General features: G+C 57.3%; 19 protein-coding genes and 1 other RNA gene. 7 read left to right on the forward strand and 13 right to left on the reverse strand.

The annotated features are described in order from the left end of the window. Window positions 1–540: 540 nt before the first annotated feature. The 10 genes from THISIDRAFT_RS03260 to THISIDRAFT_RS03305 form a co-directional block, all read right to left on the reverse strand. Window positions 541–1,329 (reverse strand): sulfite exporter TauE/SafE family protein, encoded by a 789-nt coding sequence (locus tag THISIDRAFT_RS03260; protein ID WP_006788365.1) that lies wholly within the window; start codon window positions 1,327–1,329, stop codon window positions 541–543. Window positions 1,330–1,336: 7 nt separating this feature from the next. After that, on the reverse strand, window positions 1,337–2,620 hold the full coding sequence (gene hemL, locus THISIDRAFT_RS03265) for a glutamate-1-semialdehyde 2,1-aminomutase (protein ID WP_006788366.1): 1,284 nt from the start codon (window positions 2,618–2,620) through the stop codon (window positions 1,337–1,339). A 94-nt stretch (window positions 2,621–2,714) separates the two neighbouring features. Beyond that, the gene (locus tag THISIDRAFT_RS03270; protein ID WP_006788367.1) at window positions 2,715–3,179 is read right to left on the reverse strand and encodes a PTS sugar transporter subunit IIA; all 465 of its coding nucleotides are present in this window, start codon (window positions 3,177–3,179) and stop codon (window positions 2,715–2,717) included. Between the two features lie 142 nt (window positions 3,180–3,321). Further along, window positions 3,322–3,654, reverse strand: a complete 333-nt coding sequence (hpf, locus tag THISIDRAFT_RS03275) for a ribosome hibernation-promoting factor, HPF/YfiA family (RefSeq protein WP_006788368.1) — start codon at window positions 3,652–3,654, stop codon at window positions 3,322–3,324. A 173-nt stretch (window positions 3,655–3,827) separates the two neighbouring features. Further along, complete coding sequence (locus THISIDRAFT_RS03280) at window positions 3,828–5,363, reverse strand: RNA polymerase factor sigma-54 (RefSeq protein ID WP_040853014.1); 1,536 nt, start codon at window positions 5,361–5,363, stop codon at window positions 3,828–3,830. A 199-nt stretch (window positions 5,364–5,562) separates the two neighbouring features. Continuing rightward, the gene (lptB, locus tag THISIDRAFT_RS03285) at window positions 5,563–6,288 is read right to left on the reverse strand and encodes an LPS export ABC transporter ATP-binding protein (protein ID WP_006788370.1); all 726 of its coding nucleotides are present in this window, start codon (window positions 6,286–6,288) and stop codon (window positions 5,563–5,565) included. Continuing rightward, window positions 6,285–6,755, reverse strand: a complete 471-nt coding sequence (gene lptA / locus THISIDRAFT_RS03290; RefSeq protein ID WP_246585314.1) for a lipopolysaccharide transport periplasmic protein LptA — start codon at window positions 6,753–6,755, stop codon at window positions 6,285–6,287. The genes lptB and lptA overlap by 4 nt, the downstream gene beginning before the upstream one ends. 19 nt (window positions 6,756–6,774) lie before the next feature. Further along, window positions 6,775–7,338: an LPS export ABC transporter periplasmic protein LptC gene (lptC, locus tag THISIDRAFT_RS03295; protein ID WP_006788372.1), complete on the reverse strand. Its 564-nt coding sequence runs from the start codon at window positions 7,336–7,338 to the stop codon at window positions 6,775–6,777. Window positions 7,339–7,349: 11 nt separating this feature from the next. After that, window positions 7,350–7,889: a KdsC family phosphatase gene (locus tag THISIDRAFT_RS03300; RefSeq protein ID WP_006788373.1), complete on the reverse strand. Its 540-nt coding sequence runs from the start codon at window positions 7,887–7,889 to the stop codon at window positions 7,350–7,352. 2 nt (window positions 7,890–7,891) lie between these two features. Then, window positions 7,892–8,395, reverse strand: a complete 504-nt coding sequence (locus tag THISIDRAFT_RS03305) for a hypothetical protein (RefSeq protein ID WP_006788374.1) — start codon at window positions 8,393–8,395, stop codon at window positions 7,892–7,894. Between the two features lie 191 nt (window positions 8,396–8,586). On the opposite strand from THISIDRAFT_RS03305, the gene THISIDRAFT_RS03310 reads away from it, so the two are divergent. The 4 genes from THISIDRAFT_RS03310 (at window position 8,587) to phoU (ending at window position 14,479) form a co-directional block, all read left to right on the forward strand. Next, window positions 8,587–10,887, forward strand: coding sequence for an ABC transporter permease subunit (locus THISIDRAFT_RS03310; protein ID WP_006788375.1), 2,301 nt, complete (start codon window positions 8,587–8,589; stop codon window positions 10,885–10,887). 39 nt (window positions 10,888–10,926) lie between these two features. Beyond that, window positions 10,927–12,591 (forward strand): phosphate ABC transporter permease PstA, encoded by a 1,665-nt coding sequence (gene pstA / locus THISIDRAFT_RS03315; protein ID WP_040853021.1) that lies wholly within the window; start codon window positions 10,927–10,929, stop codon window positions 12,589–12,591. A gap of 175 nt (window positions 12,592–12,766) precedes the next feature. Further along, on the forward strand, window positions 12,767–13,621 hold the full coding sequence (gene pstB, locus THISIDRAFT_RS03320; protein ID WP_006788377.1) for a phosphate ABC transporter ATP-binding protein PstB: 855 nt from the start codon (window positions 12,767–12,769) through the stop codon (window positions 13,619–13,621). Window positions 13,622–13,717: 96 nt separating this feature from the next. Then, the gene (gene phoU / locus THISIDRAFT_RS03325) at window positions 13,718–14,479 is read left to right on the forward strand and encodes a phosphate signaling complex protein PhoU (protein WP_006788378.1); all 762 of its coding nucleotides are present in this window, start codon (window positions 13,718–13,720) and stop codon (window positions 14,477–14,479) included. Window positions 14,480–14,538: 59 nt separating this feature from the next. Here phoU and THISIDRAFT_RS03330 read toward each other — a convergent pair whose 3' ends face one another. From THISIDRAFT_RS03330 to rnpB, 3 genes are all read right to left on the reverse strand, one after another. Further along, window positions 14,539–14,790: a hypothetical protein gene (locus THISIDRAFT_RS03330; RefSeq protein ID WP_006788379.1), complete on the reverse strand. Its 252-nt coding sequence runs from the start codon at window positions 14,788–14,790 to the stop codon at window positions 14,539–14,541. 60 nt (window positions 14,791–14,850) lie between these two features. Then, window positions 14,851–16,689, reverse strand: coding sequence for a Na/Pi cotransporter family protein (locus tag THISIDRAFT_RS03335; protein WP_006788380.1), 1,839 nt, complete (start codon window positions 16,687–16,689; stop codon window positions 14,851–14,853). A gap of 147 nt (window positions 16,690–16,836) precedes the next feature. Continuing rightward, window positions 16,837–17,196: RNase P RNA component class A (rnpB, locus tag THISIDRAFT_RS03340), an RNA gene on the reverse strand. A gap of 128 nt (window positions 17,197–17,324) precedes the next feature. On the opposite strand from rnpB, the gene THISIDRAFT_RS03345 reads away from it, so the two are divergent. The 3 genes from THISIDRAFT_RS03345 to THISIDRAFT_RS03355 form a co-directional block, all read left to right on the forward strand. Continuing rightward, window positions 17,325–18,626 (forward strand): ISNCY family transposase, encoded by a 1,302-nt coding sequence (locus THISIDRAFT_RS03345; RefSeq protein ID WP_246585315.1) that lies wholly within the window; start codon window positions 17,325–17,327, stop codon window positions 18,624–18,626. Window positions 18,627–18,773: 147 nt separating this feature from the next. Next, window positions 18,774–19,406: a zinc ribbon domain-containing protein gene (locus THISIDRAFT_RS03350; protein WP_006788924.1), complete on the forward strand. Its 633-nt coding sequence runs from the start codon at window positions 18,774–18,776 to the stop codon at window positions 19,404–19,406. Between the two features lie 83 nt (window positions 19,407–19,489). Then, window positions 19,490–19,627: outer membrane protein transport protein (locus THISIDRAFT_RS03355; protein ID WP_246585415.1), on the forward strand; the 138-nt coding region annotated here is incomplete at its 3' end.

Below are 19,627 nucleotides of genomic sequence, written 5' to 3' on the forward strand. Positions count from 1 at the left end.
CAGAAAGATGGATGCAAAAAACGGATACCAAAGGCACATCATGGCGTCTACCCAAGGCTGCAGGAAAAGATCATGTAAAATATCGCTTAAAGACATATAGATATATCTTATTCGTTTTTAAGCGATGACCGCTGGGTTACGCATCACGCAACAAGCAAACGTCATACGTAGGGAATCGGGGTCACGGCGGAAATGGAAAAGAAAACCGGAGGGATCCAAAGACATGTGGGTACGGCTCCGAAGCTAAGGGCGGTTATCATCCCTAGGCCTTTCCTGGGTTATGAGGATTGTCCCTTGTGACCAAGCGCCAACATGCTAGATAAAACCAGGGATTAACCCGGCGGCGATGTATTGAGCTTTGCATACACCGCAAAACCCAAGGCGCTTGCAGGCCTCGTTGCCTGACAGGAGCGACCAGCGACTACCGAGCAAACATTTAAAGGGTCGTGATATCCCTTTCCTCGTGACAGTTAATCATACCAATTTGCTTAAATTCCTTCAAACTGCCGCGCAAATTCCCAATAATTCGGCGGGGTTCCATTAAAAAAACAGCATTTTCAGACCCAGTACACTGAGCAGGGCGGCAAACAGGGTGCGGATCAGCGGGATTGGCAGGCGGTGAGTCAGCCAGGCGCCCAGACGGGCGGTAAAGAAACTGGCCAGGGCGATACCGACAAACGCACTCCACAGCACATAGCCGCTGCTCCCCGCTGGTAAGTCGGGGTTATTCCAGCCATGCCAGATAAAACCGATCACTCCCCCCAGGGCAATCGGCAATCCCAGCGCGGAGGCGGTGCCGATGGCATGGCGTAAGGTGACGCCGTACCAGCTCAGCAATGGGACCATCAGCGTGCCCCCGCCAATGCCCAGCAACGCCGATATCGTGCCAATGCCGGCCCCGCCGCTGCTCAGCCAGCCGGGATGCGGTGTTGCCGGGCGCTGCGGTGGCTTGAGGTTGAGCAGCAGATACACGGCGATCAGCAGCTCAAAGATGCCAAAGACACGCCGCAACAAAAGCCCTCCCAGAAATTCGGCCAGGGCCGCGCCGAGTAAGGCCCCCAGCAGGGCGGCGGGCATCAGGTAGGCGAGCAGATCAATGCGCACCGCGCCATGACGGTGATGCGCCAGGGTGGCGGCCATCGCGGTGGGAATGATGGTGGCCAGGGAGGTGCCGATGGCCAGATGGGTGATGATGGCAGGGTTGAGCTGTTGCAGGGTAAAGAGCCAGACCAGCACGGGCACAATGATCAAGCCACCGCCGACACCCAGCATGCCGGCGATGACTCCGGTAAAGGCTCCCAGCAGCACATAGGCTGCAAAATACTCCACGTTCGGTTTAGCTCAGTTCAGCAAAAACCTTGGCGGCGGCATCCAGGGTGGCCTGAATATCTTCATCCGTGTGACTGTCGGACATAAAGCCGGCCTCATAGGCAGACGGGGCCAGATAAACGCCATGTTCCAGCATCTTGTGAAAGAATTGGCGGAAGCGCTCCAGGTTGCATTGGGTCACTTGGTAGAAGCTGCTGACGCGAGGCTGGTCGGTGAAGAAAATGCCAAACATGCTGCCGACCTGATTGGTGGTCATGGGGATGTTGGCGGTATCGGCGCGGGACTGCAGGCCCTGCATCAGTTGCTCGGTCTTGGCGGTGACGCGCTCATAAAAACCGGGACGCGAGAGGATTTCCAGCATCTTCAGGCCCGCTGCCATGGCAATCGGGTTGCCCGAGAGGGTACCCGCCTGATACACCGGACCCAGCGGGGAGAGTTTTTCCATCACATCGCGGCGTCCGCCAAAGGCCCCGACCGGCATTCCGCCACCGATGACCTTGCCCAGGGTGGTCAGATCGGGGGTGATGCCATACAGGCCCTGCGCGCCACCCAGGGCCACGCGAAAACCGGTCATGACCTCATCAAAAATCAGTAAGGCACCGTGTTCATCACACAACTCACGCAGACCTTCGAGGAAACCGGGCTTGGGGGGGATGCAGTTCATATTCCCCGCCACCGGTTCAACGATGATGCAGGCGATTTCGCGGCCTTTTTGGGCAAAGGTTTCCTTGACCTCGCCCAGATCGTTATAGGTCAGGGTGAGGGTATGCTGGGCCAGATCGGCAGGCACTCCCGGCGAGCTGGGTACGCCAAAGGTCAGGGCGCCGGAACCGGCCTTGACCAGCAGGGAATCCCCGTGGCCGTGATAGCAACCTTCAAATTTGACGATTTTATCGCGCCCGGTAAAGCCCCGTGCCAGACGAATCGCGCTCATGGTGGCCTCGGTGCCGGAGCTGACCATGCGCACCATCTCTATCGACGGCACCAGCTCACAGACCCGCTCGGCCATGGTGATCTCAATCTCGGTCGGCGCCCCAAAAGACAGGCCGTTCACCGCAGCTTCGCACACGGCGGCCAGCACTTCCGGGTTGGCATGACCGGCAATCATCGGCCCCCAGGAGCCTACATAGTCGATATAGCGTCGGCCATCGGCATCGTAGAGATAAGCCTGTTCAGCGCGACTGATAAAAATGGGATCACCGCCAACGCCTTTAAAGGCCCGTACCGGGGAATTGACGCCGCCGGGAATGCGCTGCTTGGCGTGTTCAAAAAGATCGTGCGATCGGGACATTGCAAATCCTTCAAGGTAGCTATAGTTGAGTGGGGATGTGCGCTCAGGATGCGCAAGGCACCGTCACCGCAAGGTCTGCGCACAGGTGCCGCATTTAATCATGCGCAATTTCCCAGCCCTGAAAGAGCTTGAGCAGGGCACTGGTTCCCGTGGTACTGCGCAATTGCGCCAAGGCATCGGTTTCGGAAAACATGCGTGCCAGGGTGGCCAGAATGCGCAGATGCTCATCGGTGGACTGGGCCGGGACAATCAGGGCGAACAGGATATCCACGGGTTCGCGATCCGGGGCATCGTAATCCACCCCCTGATCCAATTTTAACAAGGCTGCGCAGGCCTCGTTAATCCCCGCAAGCCGTCCGTGGGGAATGGCCACACCATGACCTAATCCGGTACTGCCCAGGCGCTCACGCGCAATCAGTGCATCAAAGATTTCACCCTCTGCCAGCAAGGGCAGATCGGCGCTGAGCATATCGCTAAGCAGTTCAATGGCGCGTTTTTTACTGCTGACTTCGGGGATGCAGCGCACCCGTTCAGGCGTAAGCAGATCGGCTATGTTCATCTGATATCGGCGCCCGCTCCCTAACACAGCAAGGGCGGGCGCGTTCCTCCGCTTAATATGGTCATCACCAGTAGCCGCAGCATCGTTGGCAGGACTGAATCAGTACCGTGCCCACCGATTCAGGCTAACCGGTTTGGGCACATCAATCGGCATCAATTTCGTGGTTGCGATGCGAGCTGGCGCCACGGTGATGATCTTTGAGCTTTTCTTTGTGCTTGACCACCTGGCGGTCGAGTTTATCCACCAGCGCATCAATGGCGGCATACATATCCTGGCTCACCGCATCGGCAAAGATGTTATTCCCGCTCATCTGCATCTTGGCCTCAGCCTTTTGTTCGAGCTTTTCCACGGTCAGAATCACATGAACATCAATCACATTATCGAAGTGACGCTCCAGGCGCTCGAATTTTTCATGGACGTAATTGCGCAGCGCAGGCGTCAGATCGACATGATGTCCGGTGAGATTGATATGCATAAAGGTAACTCCTGAAAAATCCAGTGAAGGATGGTTTTTATCGAAAAAATGGCGAAGGATAACACAAATGCCCTGTAGCGATAGCGGCACAGTGGCGACATCTTCACGGATGCCAAGCGCGTGCTCGGCGCTCCCGCAGGCGACACCTGAACGGTGTTGCCACGAAACAACGCTCAGGCAAGGCGTTTGCGCTCATTGGAAGGCGGAATAGACAGCGCCTCCCGATATTTTGCCACGGTGCGCCGGGCCACATGAATGCCGCGATCCACCAAAATGGCGGCAATTTTTTTATCACTCATCGGCTTGCCTGGGGGTTCCTCGGCAATGAGTTTTTTGATCATGGCACGAATGGCGGTGGCCGAACATTCGCCGCCATCCGCTGTACCGACATGACTGGAGAAGAAATATTTAAACTCAAACACCCCTTTGGGCGTATGCATGTATTTTTGCGTGGTCACCCGCGAGATGGTCGATTCGTGCATTTCCAGCTGTTCAGCAATATCGCGCAACACCAGCGGCTTCATCGCCTCATCGCCATGTTCCAGAAAACCGCGCTGATGTTCGACAATGGCGGTGGCCACCTTGAGCAGGGTTTCGTTGCGGCTCTGCAGGCTTTTGATGAACCAGCGCGCTTCTTGCAGGCTGTTGCGCAGGTAATTGTTGTCCTCACTGTTATCGGCGCGGCGAACCAGACTGGCATACAGGCTGTTGATGCGCAGGCGCGGGGCAATATCGGGATTGAGCTCCACCTGCCAGTAGCCTTCCTTGCGCCGCACAAACACATCGGGCACCACATATTCCGCCTGCGAGGTGCTTAAGATCCCACCGGGGCGGGGGTTGAGGGTCTGGATCAGATCAATCGCCTGCTGCAAGGTCGGTTCATCAACGCCCAGCGCCTTGAACAGGCCCTTGAAATCACGCGCTCCGAGTTGATCCAGATGATCTTTGACCAGCCGCTGCGCCAGGGCAAGACCGGGGGTTTGCGGGCCGCGTTGCGCCAATTGCAGCGCCAGACACTCGGCCAGATTACGCGCCCCCACACCGACCGGATCGAGCTGTTGCACCCAACGCAACATGGCCTCCAGCTCATCAAGCTCCAGATCCTCCAGGCTCTGCATCAGACCGGCGTGGATGTTCTCCAGGCTATCGCCCAGATAACCGTCTTCATTGATTGAATCAATCAGCGCATGGGCAATCAGGCGATCCCGCTCGGTGAGCTGGCTTAAATGCATCTGCCATAACAGATGCTCGGTCAGCGTGTCCTCGCCACTGCTGTGATTTTCATAGATATCGCGTCCGTCCATCTCGGGATTACCCGCACTCGGCGGAGCCAGATCATAAATATCATCCCAGTTGCTATCGACCGGCAATTCCTCGGGAATTACCTCATCGGCTTTTTCCTTGGACAACGGCTCTGGCGCTCCGGCCAGACCCTCAAAGTTATCCGCCTCGGCAAAGTCATCACGCTTGTTTTCGTGGGCCTCCAGCGTGGCCTGAGTCTGCACAAATTCGTCCAGATCCTCGTCATGATGCACGCCTTCGTTTTCGGCCTCCTCGGCCATTTCCAGCATGGGGTTACTTTCCAGGGTTTCCTGAATCTGCGCCTGCAATTCCAGGGTGGAAAGCTGCAACAGGCGAATCGCTTGCTGCAACTGCGGGGTCATGGTCAGCGTTTGTCCTAAACGCAGTTGAACGGTAGGCTTTAACATGCGCAAAAATCAGGGGTCAACATTCTGGCTGGATAGAAGATCGCAGGCACCTCACGCGGCGAACGCCAAGGGGCCTTTGGATACGGCCAAGGGCGGCAGCGGTTGGTCGATGGATGAGCAATCAAGTGTGACATATTTTTGAAATTATAATCGAGATTGCATGAAATGGGAGATTCCCTGTGTTGACGATGCCCGGCGTTCACAGGCTGAAATGCTCCCCCAGATAGACACGCCGGGTGTGAGGGTCCTGGACGATGGCCTCGGGCAGCCCTTCTGCAATCACCCGCCCTTCGCTGAGGATATAGGCCCGCGAGCAAATCCCCAGGGTTTCACGCACGCTGTGATCGGTGATCAACACGCCAATATTGCGCGCCATCAGTTGGCGGATGATGCGCTGAATTTCCATCACTGACAAGGGATCGACCCCGGCAAAGGGCTCATCAAGCAAGATAAAGGCGGGCTCAAAGGCCAGCGCACGGGCAATTTCCACCCGCCGCCGTTCTCCCCCCGACAGACTCAGGCCCAGAACATCGTGCAGATGGCTGATCTGAAACTCCTCCAGCAAGGCGGCCATTTTATCGCGGCGCTGGACCTTGTTCAGATCACGCCGCATCTCCAGCACCGCCAGCAGGTTATCCGCCACGGATAGTTTGCGAAATACCGAGGCTTCCTGCGGCAGATAGCCCACGCCCAGCGCCGCACGGGCGTGCATCGGCAGGCGCGTGATGTCGCGCTCATTGAGCGCAATCTGGCCGCCATCGCAGGGCACCAGCCCCACCACCATATAAAAGCAGGTGGTCTTGCCGGCCCCATTGGGACCCAGCAGCCCCACCACCTCGCCGCTGTGTACGCGTAAAGATACCCCGTTGACCGGCGTGCGGCCCTTATAGCGTTTCACCAGATCGGTGGCGCTAAGCACGCTCATGGCTGGCCCGCCTGCTCTTGTGTCTGCGGCGAGAGAATCACCTCCACCCGCGAGCCTTGGCCACTGCCGGCGGCATCCAGGGTTTCCCGCGCCAGATCATACACAATGCGATTCCCGCGAAACTCATCCTCACCCTGCCAAAGACGCGCCTGTTCCAGCAACTCAGCACGGCGCTCCCGGACAAAATAGCGCATCTTGCGCGCCTCGGCGTTGAGTTCACGGCCATCCTTACCCACGCTGCGTAAATGCACCGGCGAACCCTCCGCCTCCAGACGCTCAACGCGACGATTGGGGGCATGTACGGTGACCTTGGCCGCCGTAATCACGGTTTCACCCTGAGCAATGCGCACATGGCCGCTGTACACACTGATCCCGGTCTGATCATTAAACACCGCGCTATCGGCCTGAATATGAATCGGCAGAGTGCGACCATCGGCCAGCGCAAGGCCCCAACACAGCAGGGCCAAACACCCCAGGCTCAGCGCCCTAAGGAACATAAACCCCCCGTGTCTGGGCGTGTAATTCCACGATATCGTTGAGTAAATCCGCTTTCATGCCAATGCCTTCCAGAGAATAATGCGGCCCCTCAATGCGTGCCGGGGCGAGGGTGCTGGCCTGCTTGAGCTGCGGCCAGATGGTGACATCGTGGGTGTGAATCTGTAGCGGCGCGTGCGTCTCTGAGCCTGACTGAATCACCTGCACCGCCCCCAACAGCTGCAAGGTCTGTTGATCCGGAGACAGCCAGCCGCGTTCGGCATAGACAATCCAGTCCGTGTGCGGGTTATCCTGAAAGCTCACCACCGGGGCAATGATTTCGGCACTGTCATCGTGATAAAAGCGCGTCAAGCGCTCTCCACGCAGGCGGTAATGCACCTGCCCCTGGGGATTGGTGACCAGGGCCTGAAAATTCACCAGATAATCATTGGCGCTTTCATCATGCAGGCGTATTTCATCCGCCTCGCGCCGTTCCAGCGCATCATGACCAAACCAAAAGCCCAAGGCCGCCAGCACGGTCAGACTCAGCAGAAAAATAAAACCACGCAGGCGCATCACGCTGATCCTTATACCAGATAGGGCGCAATGGCCTGCTCAAAGGTGCCCTGCGCCTGCATCATCGCCTCACAGATCTCACGCGCCGCGCCCTTGCCGCCGGGCGCCTCCGTCACCCAATGGGCATGCTGCCTGACCAGCGGGTGCGCATCGGCCACCGCAATCGCCAGCGCCACACTGCGCATCGCCGGCAAATCCACCAGATCATCCCCGACAAAGGCGGTGTGTTGCGGCGAGACATCCAGTTGCGCCAGCAGACTCAACAGCGCGGTTTTTTTATCGTGCTGTCCCTGCACCACCAAGGCAATCCCCAGCTCGCGCATCCGGTGCGACACCACCCGGGAATTGCGCGCCGTCACAATCGCAATCTTGATCCCGGTTTTCAGCAGCAGACTCATGCCCAGGCCATCCTTGGAATTAAAGGCCTTGTACTGACGGCCATCATCGTCTAGCAGCAGCGCCCCATCGGTGAGAACGCCATCGACATCAAACACCAGCAGGCGCACGCCCTGAAGCTGCGGCGTTAGGGTATCGCAAAGCAGGTCTGGCATATCTAAAGATTCTTCTTTTTCAGATGGGAAAGATGCAACAGCTTGCGCATGGGCTTGGGCAGACTCACCAGCAAGCGCGCCCGCTCCAGCAAGGTGCGCATCAGATCCGGCATATTATCCGAGACGCGCTCCAAAAAGGCGGCAATCGCCTCACGCGAGCCTTCCCACCATGTGGGTCTGCGCGTGCGAATATCGTGCTCCACCTCATGCAGGCGATCACGCACATTCGCCCGCTCGCTGTAATACGCCCCGCGCCCCACCTCGGAAATCTCCCCCACTTTGTACCAATGCTCGGCATCATCGCCGATCTTGCGGGTGAGTGCATTGATCTTGTGATGATGGGGCGAACGCAACAACTCCTCCAGGCTATACACATGGCTTTTAAAGATCAGCCAGCCATCCTTAAGATGCACCTTGTCCTGCAAGGCGCGAATCTCATGGTGAACAGGCTTGAATTTACGATGAAAAACAGCCGCTTCATCGTCATGCGCATCATCATTTAGCATTACCGTGCCAACTCAATAGAGTGTGTTGAGAGTTAAGGATCCATAAAATCCTCAAGCCAAATGAGTATAACAGCCCAACACGCCCCCGATAAGCACGTCGCGTTTGTCATAAAGCTGTCATACGTTCTCCCTAGACTAGGCGCCTTTAAAATATTAGCCCGCCTATTGTCTTGGTTAAACCTGAGGATTTCATGAACAGCCGCGTTGATTCTATCACTAGGCCTGACCCCCATCCCCCATCACCCTCCCTCCTTCCCACCGGCGCCAAGCGTGAACGACTGCGTAAATGGCGCTATTTCAAGGATCGTTTCTCGCGCTATGGGGTGGCGGCCAGTGGGCTGGGTGTGGTGTTTGCGCTGGCATTGATCTTCATTTATCTGTTTTCCGAGGTGATGCCGGTCTTAAAGCCGGTGACGATCACCCCGCTGCACAGCTATGCACTTTCGCCAGAGCATGGCCAAGGCACGGTGCATCTGACGGTGGAGCGTTATCAGGAAGTCGGCGCACAATGGAGCGATACCGGCGAGGTACGTTTTTTTAATACCCACGATGGCAGTCTGCGCAAGGCCTTAAGTCTGCCGCTTGCGCCGGATGATCAGATCACCGCTTTTGGGCGCGGAGACAGCCGTGATGGTCTGGTGGCTTACGGACTGGCGGATGGGCGGGTGATGCTGGCGCGGGTGAAATACCAGCTCACCTACCCCGATGATCAACGCTATATTGATCCGCAACTGGAATACCCGCTGGGCGAGGCTCCGCTGGTGCTGGATCCGCAGGGGATGGCGCTGCAAAACATCACGATCCAGCAAAGTGGACAGAGTTTTGCGGTCGCGGCGCACACAGAGGATGGGCGCATCGTGCTGGCGCGCTTTGCTGCCACGGTCTCCTTTATGACCGGCGAGGTGCAGATCAACCGCCTCAGCTATGAACTGCCCCCGCTGGCCGTCCATAGTCAGGCCATGCTCATGGATAAGTCGCTGCGTACCTTGCTGATTGCGGATCAGCAGGGGCTGGTGCATTACTACGATGTCTCGGTGCCTGCGCAGGCAAGTCTGGTGCAATCCCAGCGCGTGGTTCCTGAAGACGTGGCAATTACCGCCTTTGAGTATCTGGCGGGCACGGTGTCGGTGATTATCGGCGCCTCGGATGGTTCCTTGCGCCAGTGGTTTTTGGTGCGCGATGAGCAAAATGTGCATCATTTCACCCATATCCGCCAGTTTCAGTCACATCCCGCCGCGATTGTCCATATTGCGCCCGAATACACCCGCAAAGGATTTTATGTCGTCGATGCGGCGGGCCATCTGGGTGTGCATTACGCCACCTCGCATCGCAGCCTCGCCATCGAATCCATGGGGCACGGTCCGTTGCAGTTTGTCGCGGTTTCGCCGATCAATCAGGCCCTGCTGGTGCAGGACGCAGATGGTCAGCTGCATTTCAACACCTTGTTCAATGCCCATCCACAGGTTTCTTTCAAGGCCCTGTGGCATCGGGTGTGGTACGAAGGCCGCGCCCAGGAGGAATATGTCTGGCAGTCTTCCTCGGCCTCGGATGATTTTGAGTCCAAATTCAGTCTGATACCGTTGACCATCGGCACCCTTAAAGCGGCCTTGTTTGCCATGCTGTTTGCCATGCCGCTGGCCATCATGGGGGCGATTTATACCGCCTATTTCATGACCCCACGCCTGCGCGGCCTGGTAAAGCCTTCCATTGAAATCATGGAGGCGCTGCCGACGGTGATTCTGGGCTTTCTGGCCGGGTTGTGGCTGGCGCCCTTTGTGGAAAATAACCTGCCGGCGGTGTTTTCCATCCTGATGTTAATGCCGCTGTTTATGCTGCTGTTTGGCTTTTTCTGGCTGCGCTTGCCCAATCAGGTGCGTTTGCGCATTCCGCCGGGCTGGGAAGCGGCGCTGCTGGTGCCGGTAGTGCTGATTGTCGGCTGGCTCAGCGTGGTGATGAGTCCGCTGCTGGAGATCTGGCTGTTTGACGGCAGTATGCGTCAATGGCTGACCGATATCGGCATCAATTATGACCAGCGCAATGCCCTGGTGGTGGGGATTGCCATGGGCTTTGCGGTGATTCCGACGATTTTTTCTATTGCCGAGGATGCGGTGTTTAATGTGCCCAAGCATCTGACCCAAGGCTCTCTTGCCTTGGGCGCCACCGCCTGGCAGACCGTGGTCGGGGTGGTCTTGCCCACGGCCAGTCCGGGGATTTTTGCGGCGGTAATGATGGGCTTTGGGCGTGCGGTGGGTGAGACCATGATTGTGTTGATGGCCACCGGCAACAGCCCTGTGGTGAATTTCAACATCTTTGAGGGGATGCGTACCTTATCGGCCAATATCGCGGTGGAATTGCCCGAAACGGCGGTGGGCAGCTCGCATTATCGCATTTTGTTTTTGGCGGCACTGGTGCTGTTTGTGCTGACCTTCATCGTCAATACGCTCGCCGAGGTGATCCGCCAACGGCTGCGCAAGCGCTACAGTAACCTTTAATCCGGCGGCTCGATCGGCGACAGGAACACATAAATGACTTTGCGAGAATGGTTTAAAAGCGGCGCCCCATGGGTGTGGCTCAATGCCGGGGCAGTGACCCTGAGCATGGTAATGGTGGTGGGTCTGTTGGTATTGATTGCGGTGCGCGGCTTTGGGCATTTTTGGCCTGCCGCCGTGGTGGAAACCACCATTACCCAGCCCGATGGCTCACAGATCACCGTGCTGGGACAGGTTACCCGCAGCCAGACCCTGCCCGCCAGCGTGATCCGTGATGCGGGCATTGAGGTTGCGCCGGAGGTCACCTTTGTCACGCGTCACCTGTTTAAGCAGGGTAACCGCGATGTGACCGGGCGTGATTTTGTCTGGTATCTGCAAGATGGCATGGATGCCTGGCGCTATCCGGCGGAGGTGATCATGCTGGAGCGGCGCGAATGGGGCAATTTCTACGGCTATCCGGTGAGCCTGCTCGAAGACGGTCGCGTGGTCACGCAAGGAGATGAGGTATTCAGCGAATTGCGGACGCGGGTCAAACGGGCCAATGATTTGCATGAACGCATCCATCACATTGAGCGCTATGAGATTGGTGCGGTCAATTTCCGCATGGAGCGGGTGCGGCTGGGAGAACGGCGCCTGGATCTGGATGATCGCATCGGTGACACGGAGCGGGCCAATCGTCTTGCCGCCTTTGCCGAACAGCGCGAGGCGCTCAATCAGGAATACCGCAGCTACCAGCAAAACCTGGATGCGCTGTATCGTGATCTGCGCAGAGATGTTTTAGTCGCCCGTACCATGGATGATCGCGAGATTCAGATCCCGGTTGGTCATATTGTGCGCGCCAGCCAGCCCAATAATATGAACGTGCTGCAAAAAAGCGCCTATTATCTGGATCGTTTCTGGGAGTTTTTCAGCGGCTATCCGCGTGAGGCCAACACTGAGGGCGGTATTTTCCCCGCCATTTTCGGCACGGTCACGATGGTGCTGGTGATGTCGATCATCGTCACCCCCTTTGGCGTACTGGCGGCCATTTATCTGCGCGAGTATGCCAAACAAGGGCCACTGTTGCGGATGATCCGCGTCTCCGTTTATAACCTCGCGGGGGTGCCGTCGATTGTTTTCGGGGTCTTTGGTCTGGGCTTTTTTGTCTATGTCATGGGCGGCAGCATCGACCGCATGTTTTATCCCGAGGCCCTGCCCGCGCCCACCTTTGGCACACCGGGTCTGATGTGGGCCTCACTCACCCTGGCTCTGCTGACCTTGCCGGTGGTGATTGTTGCGACCGAGGAGGGCTTGGCGCGCATCCCCAGCACCATTCGCCAGGGCAGTCTGGCGCTCGGCGCCACCAAGGCCGAAACCCTGTGGCGGGTCGTGGTGCCGCTGGCCACCCCGGCGATGATGACCGGCCTGATTCTGGCGATTGCCCGTGCGGCGGGTGAAGTTGCTCCGCTGATGCTGGTGGGCGTGGTCAAACTGGCCCCCAACCTGCCCATTGATGGCAATTTCCCGTTCATTCATCTGGAACGCAAAATCATGCATCTGGGCTTTCATATCTATGATGTCGGCTTCCAAAGCCCGAATGTGGAGGCGGCCAGACCGTTGGTGTATGCCACCGCGCTAACCCTGGTCATGCTGATCATCGTCCTGAATTTGACCGCGATCGGCATCCGCAACCATCTGCGGGAAAAATACCGTGGCGAATCTGATTAAGGCGATGGCCGCAAATAAATGTATTCGAGGTGCCCGGAGGGCGGTTCGCCTGCGCGGCATGTTCAGGCAAACATCGCTGAACACGGCAGGTGGGCAACAGCACTCGCACCTCGGGTATTTTTGTTGACAGATGCCGCTCCAAGCTTAGCCCCTGCATATGAAGAGAACCGAATTGATGGAAGACAACACCATGACCCTGCAAAACCCCATGACACACAGTGTCAGTGCGAATCTGTTTGAAGGTGAGCAGCGGAAAAAACTCGATATCCGCAAAGAAACCATCACCATTGAGGTCAACAACCTCAATCTGTACTATGATCAGACCCCGGCGCTCAAAAATATCCAACTGCGCATCCCCAACCACCGGGTCACCGCCTTTATCGGCCCCTCGGGCTGTGGCAAATCCACCCTGCTGCGCTGTTTTAATCGCATGAACGACTTGGTGGATGCCTGCCGGATTGAAGGTCAGATCCTGCTGGAAGGAAACAATATCTATGCGCGCGGCATTGATGTAGCCGAACTGCGCCGCCGCGTGGGTATGGTCTTTCAAAAACCCAATCCCTTCCCCAAAAGTATCTATGAAAATGTCGCCTACGGCTTGCGTCTGCAGGGCGTCAATGATCGCAAACTGCTCAATGAAGTAGTGGAGCGCTCGCTGCGCGCAGCGGCCTTATGGGATGAGGTCAAGGATCGTCTGAATGAAAATGCCTTTGGGCTCTCCGGCGGCCAGCAACAGCGCCTGGTGATTGCGCGGGCGATTGCCATTGAGCCGGAGGTGATCTTGCTGGATGAACCGGCCTCGGCGCTTGATCCCATTTCCACCGCCAAGATCGAAGAGCTGATTTATGAGCTTAAGGAACGCTATACGATTGTGATCGTGACGCATAATATGCAACAAGCGGCGCGTGTGTCGGACTACACTGCATATATGTATCTGGGCGAGTTGATTGAGTTTAACGACACCCTGACCGTGTTTACCAACCCGGCGAAAAAAGCCACCGAGGACTACATCACCGGGCGGTATGGTTGATCCCCTCACGTGGCGGCATCTTCGAGATGCCGCTTCAACTCTTGAATCTTTGTTTGCGATGCACGCCCATTTAGCGGTCTGTGCTGGAGTCTGTCAATGGAAAAAATGCGTTTAAGCGGTCATTACCTGGAACATTATGACGAAGAGCTGGAAGGGGTGCGCAATCGGGTACTGGCGATGGGCGGCCTGGTGGAAAAACAGATTGCCGACGCCATTGCTGCTCTGGGCGATAACGACATCTACCTGGCCGAGCAGGTGGTCAAGCAGGATGCCCGCGTCAACGGCTTTGAGGTCATGATTGACGAGCATTGCTCACAAATTCTGGCGCGCCATCAGCCCACTGCCAGCGACCTGCGCTTTGTCATTGCGGTGATCAAAACCATCACCGACCTGGAGCGCATCGGCGATCAGGCCAAACACATTGCCAGCATGGCTTTGCATCTGGCAGAAAAAGACCGTCCCAAAAATGGTTATTCTGATGTGCTGGCGCTGGGTGAGCAGGCCCTGCATCTGGTGCATGATGCCCTGGACGCCTTTGCCCGCATGGATGTAGGCACCGCGCTGCAAGTGGTGCGCGAAGATGTCAACGTCGATCGGGCCTATGAATCCATCGTGCGCCAACACATTACCTTCATGATGGAAGACCCGCGTACCATCACCCGGGCGCTGGATGTGATCTGGGCACTGCGCTCCATCGAACGCATCGGCGATCACGCCCGTAATATGTGCGAATATGTGATCTATCTCGTCAAAGGCAAAGACGTGCGTCACGTCACTTTGGAAGAAATGCAGCAAGCCGTACTAGGCGAAGGCCACACCCTGGAAAATCCTGAAAACACCCCTGATCCCAAGAATTAACCCGTCCCTCTGGCCTGCTCTCAAAAAAACACCCCTCCTGTGCAAGGAGGGGCTGGCCTTCAGTTCGCTTTGCCTAACTCACGCAGGCGTTTTATGCCTTTGGTGCGTTGGGCGTAGATGATTTCAAGCTTGCTGCTGATTTCTTCGCGTTCGCTGGGGATGTGTGTTCGGGCAAGGTCTGCACGTAATTCACGTTCCTTTTTCTTGAGTTTTTTGAGCAGTTTTTTGATGGATTTGCACTCTTCTTGCTGGGTTTTGAGGTCAGCATTGAGTAGTGCGCCGAGTTTGGCCAGAAGTTGTTTCGTTTTCATCTGTGCGTTCTCTCCAGAACCATGCCTCGCTGCTGTACGCGCCAGCGGGATAATGTTGGTTTAGTGTTTATCGGCAAGATGGCTTGGGATGGATGCCGGGGTGCCGGCGATTTCATTGATTTCCTGCTCGCTGAGGCTCAGTGAGGCGGCCGCTACCTGTTCGGTGCGGCTGTCTGATAGCAACAGACCCTGGGCGGCATCAATCAGATTTTCCCCAATCCACTGCGCATAGCCTTCGTCATTCATCAGCGAGGTGGCGATATGCGGCGAGATACGCCGGGTGCGAATCATTTCGTCAATGGCGCTCACGTCGGTGCGGGTGGCTTTTTGCAAGGTAAGTTTAAGCGCATCTAATGACAAACTGGTGACTTCGTCGCGTTCCTGCAGCCGCAGTTGTTCGATTTCGCGCAACAGCTTGGCCAGCTGCAGGCGGATAGCGTCATAGCGTTCGCGCACCGCTAAATTGCTCGACAGACCATAGCGTGCCAGGTTTTTATGCAGGTGTTTCATGCCCTTGACCGCATCGACAATATCCTGGCTGGCCTGGCGCAGGGTGTAGAGTTCGTTGGCAATGTGTTCTGGCAAGGCCATGCCCTGGGCCTCGCTGATGTAGGCGATGATGTCGCTGTGCAGGCTTTTGATCTTGGTTTCATAGACATCATCCAGATCCAGCGGCATGATGCGGCGCGTGTTTTTAACCGCCTCTGCCAGCGACTGATCCGAGGTGATCACCGCCCGGCGCAGACTTAAGCCGTGGGCCAGCAGGCCATAGGCATTATCATACAGCCGCGCCACTTCCTTTTTCACCGCGCCCACCGCCGTGGCTGCCGTGCCCAGGGTTTGCGGGTTGAGGTAGCGGGGTTGCTCTGCCGGGGAAGGCAGACCTTTGAGATAACGCAGCAGCAGGGTTTCGAGCTGCTTGACGAAAGGCATCAGCAACAGCACGCCCAGCAGATTAAACAGGGTATGAAACAAGGCCAGCTTGAGCAAAAGATTATCCGCGCCAATCCCCAATAGCCCGCTCAAGGCATCCACCGCCCACATCATCTGCTCGATCAGAGCAATCGCCACGCTGGCCGTCATTACGTTAAACAAGACATGCGCCACCGCCAGGCGTTTACCACCCAGATTAGAGGTCATGCCGCCCAGAGCAGTGGTTATCGCGCTGCCTAAATTGGCCCCGATGGCCAGTGCAAGCGCATTTTCATAACTCACCTGCCCGGTAGACAGGGCGGTAATGATGATCAACAAAGTGGCATGGCTGGATTGCATCACCACCGTGATCAACATGCCAATCACGGTAAATAACAACACCCCCGGCAGACCGGAGACGGCATAGGCCGCCAGATCAAAGCGGCCCTGAAAGGCTTCAAAGCCCTCTTTCATATAATGAATGCCGAGAAACAAAAAACCCGCCCCCAGACACACATAGCCGATGCCCTTGAGCGTCTGGCTTTTTTGCAGCAGCAAAACCACCCCAAACACCAGCATCGGCATGGCATACGCGGCAATATCCACCCGCAGCCCCAGGCCGGCAATCAGCCACGCCCCGCTGGTGGTGCCCAGATTGGCCCCCATGATGATGCCAATCCCCGCCGCCAGCGTGATCATTTCCGCACTGACAAAGGAGATGGTAATCAGCGACACCAGGGTGCTTGACTGCATCAAGGTGGTGGAGCTGATGCCAAAGACGATGCTCTTCCACAGCCGATTGGTGGAATGCCGCAACAAGGCTTCCAAGGTGCCGCCGGTAAAGGATTTAAAGCCGTCTTCAAGACACATCATGCCAAACAGGAACAAGGCGACTCCGGCCGCGATCTCCTTAAAGTCAGGACTGATCCAAAAGCCGTAAGCCAGCAGGCACAAGGCCGCCAACAATACAATGCGTCGCGCTGTCATTGGGGGTGCGTACCTCGTATGTGCAGTGCCTTGAAATGGCATTAAAAAAGGGGCCGTCACGGCACGCCCCTCAATGTGGCAGGGGTGGCGTTTGGCGTGTTGCGGTCGTTGGGAAGGCTGGCTTGGCCTGAGAATAGCAGGAAAAAAGAGTGGAGTCAGCCGATAAGCCGGGTTCTGTCGTGGGCAATCATTCATCTGGGATCGGCGTCACCGCCGACCTCAAGCGGCCTACCCTGGTGCGATGCGGGCCACACCATACACCTCTATTTGGCCTTGCTCCGGGGGGGTTTTCCGTGCCGCACGGTGTTACCACCGGCGCGGTGCGCTCTTACCGCACCTTTTCACCCTTACCTGTGATGCCGCACGCGACACCCATCGGCGGTTTATTTTCTGTGGCACTGTCCGTTGGCTCACGCCACCCAGGGGTTACCTGGCACCCTGCCCTATGGAGCCCGGACTTTCCTCCATGCCTGCGGATGCAAACACAGCGATTGCCTGGCCAACTCCACCTGACAGCATAGAGCAAACACGCACTGTTGACCAGCCCCCGTGGCTGTTCTGTTAGCCCAAAGCAGTAATGTCCCCTTCGTCCAATTCTAAAATGTCCCCTTTATATTTAAGCGGGAGGGGCACGCATGACGAAGGAGCACATTACGATGAGTCACAAAGAAATTGACCGACTAGAGATGATTCAGGCGGTGGCGAACAAGCATCTGCGGCAGGCCGAGGCGGCCCAGCGCCTGGGGTTGAGCGTGCGCCAGGTCAAGCGCCTGGTTCGCCGCTATCGTGAGCATGGGGCGACAGGGCTACGCAGTGGCCACCGTGGCCGACGTCCCAATAACGCCATTGCCGAGACAGTACGCCAGGAGGTGCTCGCCTTGGTCAAGACGCACTACACCGACTTTGGCCCCACCCTGGCCTGCGAAAAGCTGGCCGAGCGCCATGGTCATCATCTCTCGGTCGAGACCCTGCGCCAGTGGATGGTGGCCGATGGGCTATGGCAGCCCAAGCAACGCAAGCAAGCCCGCATTCATCAGCGCCGTCCACGCCGCCCCTGCCTGGGGGAGCTCATTCAAATCGACGGCTCGCCCCATGACTGGTTTGAGGTGCGCGGCCCGCGCTGTACCCTGATTGTGTTCATCGACGACGCCACAGGGCGCCTGATGGCCCTGCGCTTCGTGCCCGCCGAGACCACCCAGGCCTACATGGAGACCCTACAGCAATACCTGGATCAGCACGGACGTCCGGTGGCCCTCTACTCAGACAAACACAGCATCTTCCGTGTCAATCATCCTGAGCACGACGGGGAGCTGACCCAGTTTTCCCGCGCCCTCAAGACCCTCGACATCGCCGCCATTCATGCCAACACGCCTCAGGCCAAGGGGCGGGTGGAGCGGGCCAACCAGACCCTGCAAGACCGTTTGGTCAAGGAGCTGCGCCTGCGTGAGATCTCGGACATCGACGCCGCCAACGCCTTCCTCCCCACCTTCATGGCCGACTTCAACGCCCGCTTCGCCGTCGAGCCACAAAGCCCCCAGGATGCCCACCGACCGGTGCTGCACAGCCCCGAGGAGCAGGCCCTCATCCTTTGCATGCACCATACCCGTAAGCTCTCCAAGAACCTTTGCTTCCAGTTCAAGAACCGGGAATATCAGCTTCAGGGACAGGGCAAGGGCTACCGCCTGCGGGGTGCCACCCTCACCGTCTGCGAGGCCTTCGACGGCACCATCACCCTCCTGCACCAGGGGCACATCATGCCTTACCGTCTGTTGGCTGAGGGCGAACCGCCCACACCGCTGGATGATGAAAAAAGTGTCCACCACAGCGTCGACCAGGCCAAGGCAAAACAGACCGCCAAGCCAACCTACAAACCGGCGCCGGACCACCCTTGGAGAGGTCGGGGCAACATCACTCCGGCACCAGCCCAAACACCATAACCACGCATTCTACGGGGGACACTTCTGCTTTGCACAAAAGGGGACTTTTCTGAATTGGGTTGACACGACCACCACGGCCAGGAACTGGGCGCGATCCTCACCGACACCTCCGACAAACTCAAGATCAAATACCAGCGCCGTTCCAAATTGCGCGCCCTAGCTAATCAACATCGCAACCCGCGCAAGCGTCAACACATTCGCCAGTTCAACCTGGGACGCAAAAAGCTGAACCGGCAGATGAGCAAAACCCATGCGCGCATCCGCGACATCGTGTTCACATCGGTTCACGCCGTTGTCGATAAAGCCGCCGTGATCGCGGCGGAAAATTTAACCGCCCCCATGGCGAGCAAGTCCTTCGGCAAGAATGCCAATCGTCGGCTGGCAAGCTGGACGAAAGGTGTTATTGCCGAAGCACTTGAGAGTGTTTCAAGCCGTCGAGGTTCGACGGTCGTTCTGGTCAATCCGGCTTACACATCGCAAATGGATTCTCGAACGGGATGCCTTGACGGCAAACGGCAAGGGGATCAATTTTACTGTTCCGACGGGGTTGTGTTGCAGGCAGACCAGAACGCTGCGCGAAACGTGCTGGCACGGTTGTTCGACCCGGACATTGAGCGGTTCACCCCGTTCAAGCGGGTCAAGGCGATCTTGCTGGAACGGACTGAGCGCCTCCGGTTGGGACTGCTCAACCCGGACTCCAGTTGCTCGCCCTTCGGGGCGCTATCAACGGAGAGCGAATTACCGAAAAACCATCCTGAGCAACTTTGTTCAGGTTTTTAGGAACAGTTTTCGCCATGCCTGTTAACACAACACCTTACGCGGCTAAACCGCGCGCCGCCTGCCTTGCCCTGCCCACCGTTTTGATGCTGACATTACCGGGGCTTACGCACGCCGCGGGTTTTTATATCCAGGAACAAAGCGTCTCCGGTCTGGGTGGTGCCTTTGCCGGTGATGCCGCACTGGCCGCCGATGCCAGCAAGATTTTTTTCAACCCCGCCGGC

Source organism: Thiorhodospira sibirica ATCC 700588, assembly GCF_000227725.2.
Classification (GTDB): domain Bacteria; phylum Pseudomonadota; class Gammaproteobacteria; order Ectothiorhodospirales; family Ectothiorhodospiraceae; genus Thiorhodospira; species Thiorhodospira sibirica.